We start from the raw sequence: 11,543 nt of genomic DNA, 5'->3' as shown, positions 1-11,543 counted from the left end.
TCATCTGCCTGAAGCATATCTTCGCCCTGCATTGTCCGCGACAATGCAGGATGCCCTGAAGTCAAGCTCATCATCCATCTCTCCTCGTTCTGAAACGAGGGGGCAGTTCTTCATTTCGTTAGGGGGTCAGTTTCTCACTTCGCCTGACACCTTCGCTCAATCCGGCTTCAATGAGGATCAGTGAATGCCGCACGCAAYGCGCCCGGACCTCACAGAACCCTCCAGAGGCTGGAGCAAATCAGATTCAACACTGACTTCTGGAGGTCGGTGATGGATTGCACGCACTTCGAGATGATCAATGGAAGCGCATCAGGGGCTTTGTGCCGGGTGGGACCAAAGGCAAGCGCGGTCCCCGCACGGATAGTCGAACATTTTTGGAGGCACTCTTGTGGATGGAGCGTTCCGGTGGTCGCTGGCGAGATCTGCCCGAGCGGCTTGGCGACTATCGCTCGGTGAAGCGGCGCTATTACCGCTGGATCGAGATGGGCGTGCCCGACTCATGCCCTCCCATTGCCATCTCGATCAGTGCCAATCGGCAAGGCAACGCTGCCCAAATTAGTTAAATTTAGAAAAAAATGTCGATTCTGCCTCTGGCGGGAGGATTCCAGCCACGCCCATCAGGTTTCCCTAATGTTTTCAATGGAAGCATTTCGCTATAGTTGCATAAAGAATAATTCGCGGCATGCGAGACATTTATACTGCCACAGTTTTGGAAACGCGAAATTCAACAAGTATTTCAAAACGTAACTTCGGATCGATTCAGATAATGTGGCAGCAATATGGCTATAATTCTCAAGGGCTTACTGTTGAGTTGCTGTTGCAACCTCCAGGATGCCGTCCTATAACCCCCCGCCGTAACGGCTGATTAACCAAAAATATTAATCGGCAAACACAACGCTAAGGTTGAGGAGCAAGATCATGACGACATATTACGTAGCGACGACCGGTAGTAGTGGCGGTAACGGCAGTGCCGGCTCTCCATTCCGCACGATCAGCGAGGCGATGTCGTCGAACCTTAAACCCGGCGACGAAGTCGTGGTGAAGGCAGGGACCTACAACGAGGCCATCAACATCAACAAGGACGGCTCGGCTGCAGGCGACATCACGCTGCGCTCGGAAGTGCCGGGCGGGGCGCTGATCCGGCCGCCCGCAGGCTCGTGGAACGCAATCACTGTCAACGCCAACTACGTGACAATCGATGGCTTCGACATCAAGGGCGGCCCCGGCGACGGCATCGAAGGGGACGGCGTCCACCATGTCTCAATTCTCAACAACAAGGTCCACGACGCCGGGGAGTCGGGCATTCAGTTCAACCAGTCGGACTTCCTCAAAATCGAAGGGAACGAGACCTACAATAACGCATCGTCGGGCTGGTTTTCGGGTATCTCGATCTACCAAAACCGGAACATTACCGGCGATACCTCGACGGAGGGCTACCGGACGATCGTGCGCAACAACATATCGCACGACAACGTCACGAAGTCGGGTGCGCACACCGATGGTAACGGCATCATCATCGACGATTTCCAGAGCACGCAGGCGAGCGGTCATCCGAACTATACATTCAAGACCCTGGTCGAGGGCAACCTCGTCTACGAGAACGGCGGCAAAGGCATCCAGGTGACCTGGAGCGACTCCGTCACGGTGGCAAACAACACCGCATACCACAACAATCAGGACCCGCAGAACACCGGCACCTGGCGCGGCGAACTCAGCAACTCGCAGTCGAGCAACAATACCTGGGTCAACAACATCGCCGTAGCGGACCCATCGCTGAACAAGAACAACACCGCGATCGATAACACCTCGACCGGCGGCTACAGCAACAAGAACGTGGTCTGGGCCAACAACGTCACCTATAACGGCACGGCCGGCCAGGCCTCGGTCAAGACCGACGGCGGCAACCCGATGCCGAGCGCGGCGAACGGCAACCAGCTCGGCGTCGATCCGAAATTCCTGGCGGCGGCGAACGGCGACTTCCACCTCGGCGCCGGCTCGGTGGCGATCGACCACGGAACCGACAAGTACGGCCTCGATACGGTTGATCTGGACGGCCACGCTCGCGTCGTTGGAACTGTCGATGTCGGTGCCTACGAATCGGGCTCCCACACGACACCGGGAACGCCAACCACGCCGACGCAACCGGGGACGCCAACCACGGGGACGAAGGTATATACCGGCACCAACGGCAACGACACCATGCCACATAACGGCCAGTCCGACGGCGGCAACGAAACCTACAAGGGTATGGCCGGTAATGACGTGTTGAAGGGCGGTGCCGGCGCGGACCTGCTCGACGGCGGCACTGGCAACGACACGGCCACCTACGCGGGCTCCACTGCTGTCAACGTCAACTTGACGGCCGGGACCGCATCGGGCGGGCATGCCGCCGGTGACAAGCTCGTCAGCATCGAAAACTTGACTGGCTCCAGCTATAACGACGTGCTGGTCGGCAATAGCGGCGCCAACGTTCTCGATGGCGCGGCTGGCGCGGACAAGCTGAACGGCGCCGCCGGCGCGGACACCATCAATGGTGGCGACGGCAACGACACGGCAAGCTATTGGGGCTCCGCCGCTGTTAACGTCAACTTGGCGACTGGGGCCGCATCGGGCGGGTATGCCACCGGTGACAAGCTCGTCAGCATCGAAAACCTGGCTGGCTCCAGCTACAACGATGTGCTGACCGGCGATAGCGGCAGCAACGTTCTCGATGGCGCGGCTGGCGCGGACAAGCTGAACGGCGGCGCCGGCAAGGACATTATGACCGGTGGCGCCGGCTCGGATATGTTTATCTTCAAGGCACCGGCGGAAGCCGGGCTCGGCTCGAACCGGGACGTCATCACCGACTTCCAGCACGGCGCCGATAAGATCGACCTCTCGGCGATGGACGGGAATGGCTCTGCGCAGGGCAATGGAACCTTCCATTTCCTGGCGCAGGAGGATGCCTCTTTCGACCACAAGGCTGGCGCGCTCGCCTGGCATTATGAAGACAAGGCTGGATCCGCGAACGATACTACCGTTATCCAGGGCGACCTGAACGGCGACGGCGTTTCTGACTTCGAGATTCAGATGAAGGGTCTCGTCCACCTTGAGACAGGCGATTTTCTCCTGTAACGATACCCGTTGTGGCGGTCGTCCGATCGCCACAACAATCGCGCTAACGATCACGCAGCGCGCAACAATCGGCTACTTCGGCGCGCGGATGAGCCCACCGGGAGGGCGTAGCTCGAGCGGGGGCCTCATCCGCGCGCTGGGATTTTTCGACTGACGTCAGCCGGCCTTTCGGGCGCGGCTTTGCTGGAGGCGATAGCTGTCGCCATTCATCTCGAGGATGTTGAAGTGGTGGGTGATGCGGTCCGGCAGAGCGCCGGTCAGGCCCTCGGATCCCAAGGTCTCCGTCCATTCGTCGAACGGAAGGTTGCTGGTGATCAAGGTGGCACCTCGTTCGTAGTGTTGCGAGATCGGTTCGAACAATAATTCCGCACCGGTCTAGGTGTTTGGGCCAGATTTTACACGGGAGCGCCACGACGACAGTGGCAATCCGTCGAGCAATACAAAATAGTGAAGAGAGCCTGAGAGCACTTTCGAAGCGCTACGGGATCAATCAGAAGACTGTCGCTAAATGGAAGAAGCGGACATCGTTGGTCGACCTGCCGACAGGCACGAAGGAACCACATTCGACAATTCTTTCCCTTGAGAAAGAGGCCGCCATCGCCATCCCGGCATTCGGGCACACTCAGCCCAGAAGTGATGACACGGCTCACCGTCAACAATATCGTCCCACCCATCATTGGAGCGCCTGCCTTGTCCCAGACCACTGGATTCTGATTTGATGCGCATACTCGTGTCAGCCTATACCTGCGAGCCAGACGCGGGATCCTGATTGGGCAAGGGTTGGAATTTCGTTCTGGAACTGGCCAGCCAGGGTTATGATATCACCGTTCTTACCTGCGGCAGTCGTCATCGTGCGGCGATCGAGCGCTATTGCGACAAGCGACAGGTGCCGAGCGGTCTGAGCTCTGTCTGGCACGATGTTCCTGGCCGGCCTGGACCTGGATACGAAAACGCCCATGGAATCCGTCAGCATTACTACAAATGGCAGATGACCGCCCGTAAAACGGCGGCCTGGTTGCACGCTGAAAATCGGTACGATGTCATTCACCACCTGACATGGACCGGTCTGCGCTGGCCTTCCGTTCTCGGCGGCCTCGGTCCGCGGTTCGTATTTGGTCCGGTTGGCGGAGGGCAGAGCACGCCTTGGCGGCGAGGTTTTCCCGATCGGGGATGGAAATTCGAGATCAAGCGGGACCTTTGCAACATATGCAGCCGGTTTCACGTCATCGCCGACAGCAACACCGCGCGTCGCGGCCGCTTTTCTTACTCGGAGGGCGCGACGACACTGCCTGTGTCGGTTCCAGCCCTCTGAAGATCCCTCAGGCTGCCATATTCCCCTGAAGACATGATCTTCGGGCTTATTCGGAAGCTCTTATCGTTCAGATTGCCGTAATAGCGGTTGCGCGCGAATTGCACATATCCGCGCTTATGGCCGGGAGCGTAGACATATGCTGCAAGTCCGCTGCTATTATCGACCGACACGATATTGTCCTCGATGCGATTTGGGTGCGCCCATGATGGATGCCAATCCCGCCCGGTACTGTCATCGACGCGAAAAGCCGCGCCTGATCCGTGTGCGATGACGTTTCCTGTCACGACGTTGCTCCAGCCGCCGTTGATGCCGATCGCCGATACATTGCCCGAAAGCGTGTTTCCTTCGATGCGCACGCCGCTAGCCTTACCATCGGTGTAGATCGCCCAACTGATGGGGCTCGGCCATTCATTGGTATTTTCATATCCGGTAGGCCAGAACGTCCCGTCGGCCCTGTTCATAAGATGACCTGTCCCGGTCACGAGATTGAATCGGATGCTGCTGTCTAAGGGGTCGGTCTGCTCGCCCATCATCTTGATAGCACCGCCATCCGCCGTCTGCTGATTGGCGTTGCGGATCACGTTGTGCTCGATCACCGCGTGATGGACTGCATCTTCCGGCCCCCAGAGCGAGCCGCCGGTGATGCCGAACTGTGCAGCATCTTCGATCAGGTTGTCGGCGATCTTCACATCGTCGGCCGCCTGGAACCATATGCCTGCGGTCTCAAAGTAAACCCTTCCGACGTCGCGGATATGGTTCGACAGGATCCTGGCACCGTCCGATTTGCCGAAGCTGCCGTAACTCGTGCCGATGTAGATTCCGTTACCGGCGACATCTGCGATCGCATTGCCGGCAATCAAAACATCCTTGCTTTCAGATACATGGATACCGACGCCGACATTTTCGATGACATTGCCAAGCAGCCTGACGCCATCCGCGTGCTCCAGCCTGATGGCGCCAAACCCTCTGGTTTCCGTAAAGAATTTGCCGCTGCCTTGCGGATTTCCATCACGAAATTGAAGTCCCGAGACAATCATGCCATTGGCTCCCTCCAGCTTAAAGAATGTTGGGAGAACGCCCGCGACAACGATAGAGTCGGGGAACGGCCGGTCGGCAGGTATGTAGTCGAGTTGGCCTGTAACAGGATCATACCACCATTCCCCGGGGGCATCGAGGAATGCGGCCGCCCCGCTCAGGAAATAGCGGCTGCCCTCTGCCGTGAAGAAATAGCCAGTGCCTTTGGTATGAACAATTCGGTTTGCAGTGTCGATTGAGACCACTGGGAGCGTATCGCTCCCCCATTGGCTCCCAGGGTGAAAGCCACCAACAATGTGGGCGACAAGTCCCGCGGCATCTCCCAAGGCGGGAAGATCGCCGGCCCGGAAGCAAAAGCGTGTATTGCCTTCCCAGCCTTCATCATCCGACTCGCACTTGGCCGCAAACAACCATCCCTTGCGAGGATCTCCGTCGATGGGCGCGTTGGGAAAGCGGGCCTGGGTTTGGAGGACCCCATTGACGAAAAGATCGCCCACCGCCTGATCTGGCGGTAACCTCAGCGGTGCCGTCCAGCGGCCATCGGCCTGCGATGTCCAGCGACGCACAAGCAGGCCCCCGTGCAAAACCGGCGTCTGGTTGCATCTCGCCGTGATGACCAGGCCAGCATCGCGAGAGTCAAAGACTATCGGTTGAGCGAGATAATAGTCTCCGTTGCCCATTGCAATTGTGCTTTGGCCACCCTTCTTGCGCGCAGCATCGCGAGCTCTTTCAATGCTGGCGAAAGGACCGTCGGTACGTTTAGGATTTGGTCTGGGAAGGCGGCCACTCCAGGTGTCCTCGCCATCCGGAGAAACATAGAACATTGCCTTTGCCGCGGATGTGCCGGTCACTACGTCGCTCAAGGAAGTCCCATTCAGCTTGGCCGATAAGGTCGCCGCCGAAGCTTCCGCGCAGGTCGCGTCCCTGAGCGTCCTCTGCATCTGGTCGGGCGCATTTGCGTCCGACCTCACCGATGTCGGGTTGCCTGGCTGCGGAAAGAGCGTAGCAGGCAAAATGCTCAAGATCAGTGCAAAGCGCAGGCTCATGAGAGTTGCAGCTCCGTCATCATGCTGCGTGCGGGCGCCTGCCGCGGTGGACAGGAGCTGGCTGAAACGACGGGCGCGTATAGCGAAAACATGATCATGGCTGTGGCAAACAGAACGAAAATGGCGTCATTCTGGACCAGAAATATGCTCTCGGTCAGATTCATCACCAAAATCATGATCGTGAAGACGTTTAGCCAGAGCCAGCCATACTGCGGATCACGGCATTGAAGGATCGCGCCCTGGCGTACTGCACGGAGAAGTATCAGGGCGAACAGGGTCATTCCAATTATTCCGAAGCTCAGCATGGTATCGCGATATCCATTATGGGCGTGAGGGGCCAACCATTGGATTTTTGACCAGATAACCCACGCTTCGGGGTTCGCTTCTGTCCAAAACGCCTGGTAGCCGAAGCCGAGCGCCAGATGATCGGCTATCTGACGATCGACCAGCTCCCACAACGGCACTCGGCCCGTCAAAGTGGCATCCTTGCCGAGCCCTTCGAGGAACGGAACCAGGAATTCGTGAAGCGAAATGAGAAGGCCGACTGACACTTGAACGAAAAACAGGATGATGACGATGCGGCCGATGCCGCGGGTTCTCTGCAAGATGGAGTAGAACCCGAGCGAGCAGAATGCCGATGCCGTCGCAATTATCGCGGTCATCGATCCGGAGCCCGCAAGACAGAAGACACCCGCGCTCAACAAAATGATAGCGGTTCGCCGCCAGCCCAAGGTACCGTCAATCAGCACGGCTGTCGCCACCAGTATCATGATGGCGGCATACCAACCGAGACTGTTCTTGTTGAAGAAGATGCCCCGCAAAGCGCCGTCCGAGGGCATGCGGGCGAGATTCGGTGACGCTCCAAGAATGGCCACGCTGAGGACGACACATGTTCCCAAGCTCGCAAATACGAGCAGAAGCAGCTGCCTCGGTGTGAAGCGTATCGCCAACACATAGGCCAGGAGCACCGAAAACAGGAGGCCGATGGCGCGCCTCAAGCTTATTGACGGGCTCACTGACCACAAGACAGACAAAAATGGCAGAACAAGTAGGATGGGTAACAACAGATTTCGCCTGAGTGCTGTGAGAAATTGCGGAAAATTCCGCATCAGGATCAATCCGGTAAACGCGTAAACGGGTAAGACAAGGAGGCGCAATATGGCTTTGGCCGGATCGCTGAGCGCGCCACCGGCATCTACCAACATGAGTGGAAAGACAGCACCCGTTTGGAGAAAAAGGGAAAATCCGGCGCCCCAGCATTCGATGGTCCGCCAAGCGATGACCGGCCCAATCGCGGTTCCAGGCCCATATGCTCTCATTGTCGGTCCCCACTGAACGGGATAGGCAAGAGATCGTTGATCGTAGCAATCTGGAAAGACATATGTGATCGTTCTTGGTTGCGCCAAGGAACAATCGTCCCGTCACATCCGCAGTGCAACAAACACAAACGAAGGCGAGGCTACCTCTAACGCGCATACACACTATCCAATGACCTTGGGGTGCTAAGCCCTTGGGAGGCACTTCTCTTCCCGAGGGTTGATGGCAGGATGCACGTGATTGCCCATAAGAGCAGGTGTTGCGCGTATCCAATCGCCGGTAGGTTGGCGATGAATGCAATACCGCGAAGGACATCGCGCTAGGCCGCAGTTCTTTCCGGTGGGGTCGCAATCACCGAATCTCGATCCGCGGTAACCAGGCCGCCATTTGACGGTGGCGGGGTCAGATCGGCGGGCCGTTCGGGTAACAGCCGCAGGGACGGAGGAATGTTTGTACAGAGGAATGTTTGTGATGGCCCGATCTGCTGCCTCCTCGTCTGCGACCAAGCCGAAGCTGGTCTTCCTCCAATGGGACCACAGTCCTTATTCCCGATACGCGAAGTACTTGATGCAGCACATGCGGGATCATGTGCACTGCCTGGAGCAGCATTTTGAGGTCGTGGTCGTAAGGCGGGGGAGTCGGACCGGACAGCTCCCGCGAGACATCCCCTCGTGGCCGCGGCGGAAGCCTGAGACGGCACGCCCACTCACGCGACGCCGCCAAAGAAAGATGGAGAACGCTTATGACGCTTGAGCGGGAGGCCGCGGTAGCGGTCGGCGCGCTGTCTCCGGCAGACCGACCGCACGCACCCATCCGGATACGGACAGGGCACAGCTACCACGTGCCCCTCGCCATAACGCTCGGCCAGAGGAATGCGAGGTTCGTGCAGCGAGCACTAACTCCGCTCGCGCGGCTCGGCCGATGGGGCTGGGTGGACAGCATGAGCTTCATCCCCGAACCGGGCTTCGACGCTATCCACACCTGGAACTCCGTGCCGCTGCTTACGCGGCGCCCGTACATTGTGACCTTCGAGGATTTCTTGCCTCGCACGCCCGAGGATCGGCGGATCGCCTGGCTTGAGCGCTGGCTCCGGGATCGGCTCGTGGAGCCGCGCTGCGTTGGGATCGTTGCGCTCTCAGACTACGCCGTTCGTCAGGTCCGCCGGCAGCACCACGGCTGGAGCGGCCTGCCGGACCTGCTTGCGAAGATGTGCGTGATCCCGCCGGCGACGCCGATCCGCCGGGACCGGCCGAAGCACCATTCGGATCGGCTGCGCCTCCTCTTCGTCGGGTACGACTTCATGCGAAAGGGCGGGCCGGTCGTCCTCCGCGCGCACGAGATTCTGCGTGGGCGAGGCGTGCCCGTCGAGACGACAATTGTCTCGAGCCTCGGATGGTCGGCGGATGACTATGTGGGACCGCCTGACGCCGCTTATGTCCAAGCCGAACTCGCGCGGCTGTCGCAGGAGGGTGTGGTCCATCACCGGCGCCAGCCCCTAGCCGAAGTGCACCGCCTGATGGACGCCGCCGACTGGCTTGTCTTTCCGACTTTCCACGACACCTTCGGCTTCGTTACGGTCGAAGCGCTGGCGGGCGGCACGCCCGTCATCGCCACCGATACCTGCGTGATGCCGGAGGTGGTGATCCCCGGCGAGACCGGTTGGCTTCTGCCCTTCGAGAACGAGGATGAGGTTGGCAAGTGGCGCTGGCTCTACCGCAACGCCGAGAGCGGCTACCTTGATGCCTACCACGGGGCGACCCTCCGGCTGGCGGACGCTCTCGCGGACAGGCTGACGGAGGCGTGGGAGGAAAGGCGTGATTACCAGATACTGAGTGCCGGCGCCCTCGCTGCGGCGCGCACGCGCTACAACCCCGAGATCGCGCGGACGAAACTTGAGACGCTCTACGAACGGTTCAGGGACGTGCTGACATGACCGGCCGCCCGGAAGGCGCCACACCCGTCAAAGAGCGCGCGCTGCGCAGTGTCCGAGAGGCGATCGCGCTTCCAGTCAGCCAAGACTGCCCAGGCCTGCTTCGTTTAGGCGGACTGAACGACGGCGTTCGTGTTGTTATTGCAGATCAGAGTGCCGGTGATACCCATACGGAGGAGAAGTAATGGAGTTGTCATTCTCTTCAGATCTGGGTGCTGGCGAATATGACGCGACACCCGATAAGGCCATCGAGGCGGTACAACACTTCGATGGGCCGCTTCTGATCGACCTTGACGAGACACTCTACCTGAGAAATTCTACGGAAGATTTCATAGACTGTGCACGACCGGCCTTGGCGGCGTACATGCTCCTGAAGCTGCTCGATCTATTGCGCCCATGGCGTTGGACCGGAGCGGAGACGCGAGATGTCTGGCGCGTCCGACTCGTTATTGTGCTCTTCCCTTGGGTGATACTCATTTGGAAAAAACGCGTTACGGCGTTGGTTCGCGAGTTCGGGAATGTGCCATTACTGCGCGCGGTGAATGCGCGGCCGAACTTGCCCATCATTGTAACCCTGGGATTCCGGCCGATCGTTACTCCACTCATCGCCGCGCTCGGTCTTCCTTCCGTGCGCGTGGTCGCGGCGCGCGTCTGGACCGCAACGGATCGCCGAGATGGAAAGCTAGCGCTTGCGGGCGCGGCGTTGGGCGCCGAGACGCTGCAACGCAGCCTTTGTCTCACCGATTCATTGAATGATCTGGCGGTCCTCAAGGCATGCGCGTATCCGGTCCGCACGATCTGGCCGCGCGCGCGCTACCGGCCCGCCTTCGCCGGTCTCTATATCCCCGGACGGTACCTGACGCTGATCAAGCGGCCGAACGCGCAATATATCCGCCGGATCATCCTGCAGAAGGATTATGTACTGTGGGTCCTGTCGTCGATCTGGCTTGCGGCGGTGCCGCCATTGCACCTGCTCGGCTTGCTTGGTTTGTTGATTTCGTTCTGGGCAGTATATGAGCAGGGCTATGCAGATAACGACCGGATCGCAGCTCGGTTCGAAGAGAGTCCGCAGTTGACGGCCGAGTTCGAGAACGTGGAGGTGGCGATCCCGCAAGCAGCTCATTGGGTCTGGGCGGCGGCGGCCGGCATTGGCGGGATCGCATTGCTGCGTTGGCCACAACCGCCAAGCTTCATCGACTGCGCCATCTGGACTGCAGTGCTGTTTGCGACGTGGCTCTGCTTTCGTTTTTTCAACCGCCTGGATAAGGCTACGCGCGTCTGGCCCTACGCCGGTCTGCAGTTCGCCCGTTGCGCAGCTTTTGCAACGCTCGTGCCGATTGTGCCGATCGCGCCGGCCGCAATCGGTGCCCACGTCATCGAAAATTTTGTGCCCTACTTTGTGCGCCGGCTCCGGGGCGGCTCATGGGATCTACCGCATAATCTCATGTACCTGATCTTCCTTGTCCTGCTCTCACTCCTAGCCGCAGCCCAGCAGGGCGTCGAAATCCTCCTGCAATGGCCGACACTCACACTCTTGGGCTTCGCCGTGCTGCGAGCCGCACGGGAGCTTCGCGCAGTCGTCGCAAGGGCATCGTGGATCGATCGTGGCCCGCAACGAGACTCGCAATCCTTGACCGGGTCCGGCCCCGATCGGTCCGGGCGGCCAGCGCCGCAGGCGGAGGCGCACGTGACGCGGGAAACGCTCGTCCGATTTGGGGGGGCGCAATGATTACACTGCCGATCCGCGCTAGAAAAGCCGCCATGCGAAGGTCGCAGCGTCGGATCGGCG

7 protein-coding genes and 3 pseudogenes are annotated in these 11,543 nt (G+C 59.4%); 7 read left to right on the top strand and 3 right to left on the bottom strand.

From position 1 onward, the window contains the following. The 3 genes and pseudogenes from AC1DUP_RS06925 to AC1DUP_RS06915 all read left to right on the top strand — a co-directional run. The coding region (locus AC1DUP_RS06925; RefSeq protein WP_477832268.1) for a hypothetical protein at positions 1 to 184 on the top strand (184 nt) is incomplete at its 5' end. An 86-nt stretch (positions 185 to 270) separates the two neighbouring features. Then, positions 271 to 497 (top strand): annotated as a pseudogene (locus AC1DUP_RS06920) (transposase); the annotation flags it as partial. A gap of 421 nt (positions 498 to 918) precedes the next feature. Further along, the gene (locus AC1DUP_RS06915) at positions 919 to 3,114 is read left to right on the top strand and encodes a choice-of-anchor Q domain-containing protein (protein ID WP_113307578.1); all 2,196 of its coding nucleotides are present in this window, start codon (positions 919 to 921) and stop codon (positions 3,112 to 3,114) included. Between the two features lie 156 nt (positions 3,115 to 3,270). Here the strand turns inward: AC1DUP_RS06915 and AC1DUP_RS06910 are convergent. Then, positions 3,271 to 3,489 (bottom strand): annotated as a pseudogene (locus AC1DUP_RS06910) (ATP-binding protein); the annotation flags it as partial. A gap of 8 nt (positions 3,490 to 3,497) precedes the next feature. On the opposite strand from AC1DUP_RS06910, the pseudogene AC1DUP_RS06905 reads away from it, so the two are divergent. Continuing rightward, a pseudogene (locus AC1DUP_RS06905) lies at positions 3,498 to 3,714 on the top strand (IS481 family transposase); the annotation flags it as partial. 663 nt (positions 3,715 to 4,377) lie between these two features. Here AC1DUP_RS06905 and AC1DUP_RS06900 read toward each other — a convergent pair. Together AC1DUP_RS06900 and AC1DUP_RS06895 are read right to left on the bottom strand one after the other, a co-directional pair. Then, the gene (locus AC1DUP_RS06900) at positions 4,378 to 6,507 is read right to left on the bottom strand and encodes a right-handed parallel beta-helix repeat-containing protein (RefSeq protein ID WP_113307576.1); all 2,130 of its coding nucleotides are present in this window, start codon (positions 6,505 to 6,507) and stop codon (positions 4,378 to 4,380) included. After that, complete coding sequence (locus AC1DUP_RS06895; protein WP_113296521.1) at positions 6,504 to 7,826, bottom strand: O-antigen ligase family protein; 1,323 nt, start codon at positions 7,824 to 7,826, stop codon at positions 6,504 to 6,506. The genes AC1DUP_RS06900 and AC1DUP_RS06895 overlap by 4 nt, the downstream gene beginning before the upstream one ends. 938 nt (positions 7,827 to 8,764) lie before the next feature. On the opposite strand from AC1DUP_RS06895, the gene AC1DUP_RS06890 reads away from it, so the two are divergent. The 3 genes from AC1DUP_RS06890 to AC1DUP_RS06880 are packed head-to-tail and all read left to right on the top strand — an operon-like array spanning position 8,765 to position 11,483. Then, the gene (locus tag AC1DUP_RS06890) at positions 8,765 to 9,757 is read left to right on the top strand and encodes a glycosyltransferase family 4 protein (protein ID WP_477832267.1); all 993 of its coding nucleotides are present in this window, start codon (positions 8,765 to 8,767) and stop codon (positions 9,755 to 9,757) included. Beyond that, the gene (locus AC1DUP_RS06885; protein WP_113307574.1) at positions 9,754 to 9,939 is read left to right on the top strand and encodes a hypothetical protein; all 186 of its coding nucleotides are present in this window, start codon (positions 9,754 to 9,756) and stop codon (positions 9,937 to 9,939) included. The genes AC1DUP_RS06890 and AC1DUP_RS06885 overlap by 4 nt, the downstream gene beginning before the upstream one ends. Then, positions 9,939 to 11,483: a haloacid dehalogenase-like hydrolase gene (locus tag AC1DUP_RS06880; protein WP_113307573.1), complete on the top strand. Its 1,545-nt coding sequence runs from the start codon at positions 9,939 to 9,941 to the stop codon at positions 11,481 to 11,483. The genes AC1DUP_RS06885 and AC1DUP_RS06880 overlap by 1 nt, the downstream gene beginning before the upstream one ends. Positions 11,484 to 11,543 lie beyond the last annotated feature (60 nt).

Source organism: Rhizobium sp. 01L419 (assembly GCF_056400025.1).
Note: the sequence above shows the minus strand (reverse complement) of the source record. Positions and strands in the feature narration are given on the sequence as shown.

What these genes read in the sequence shown, in the direction of transcription:
- AC1DUP_RS06895 (WP_113296521.1), bottom strand. Translation starts at nt 7,826, where the DNA reads ATGAGAGCATATGGGCCTGGAACCGCGATTGGGCCGGTCATCGCTTGG.
- AC1DUP_RS06890 (WP_477832267.1), top strand. Translation starts at nt 8,765, where the DNA reads ATGAGCTTCATCCCCGAACCGGGCTTCGACGCTATCCACACCTGGAAC.
- AC1DUP_RS06885 (WP_113307574.1), top strand. Translation starts at nt 9,754, where the DNA reads ATGACCGGCCGCCCGGAAGGCGCCACACCCGTCAAAGAGCGCGCGCTG.
- AC1DUP_RS06915 (WP_113307578.1), top strand. Translation starts at nt 919, where the DNA reads ATGACGACATATTACGTAGCGACGACCGGTAGTAGTGGCGGTAACGGC.
- AC1DUP_RS06880 (WP_113307573.1), top strand. Translation starts at nt 9,939, where the DNA reads ATGGAGTTGTCATTCTCTTCAGATCTGGGTGCTGGCGAATATGACGCG.
- AC1DUP_RS06900 (WP_113307576.1), bottom strand. Translation starts at nt 6,507, where the DNA reads ATGAGCCTGCGCTTTGCACTGATCTTGAGCATTTTGCCTGCTACGCTC.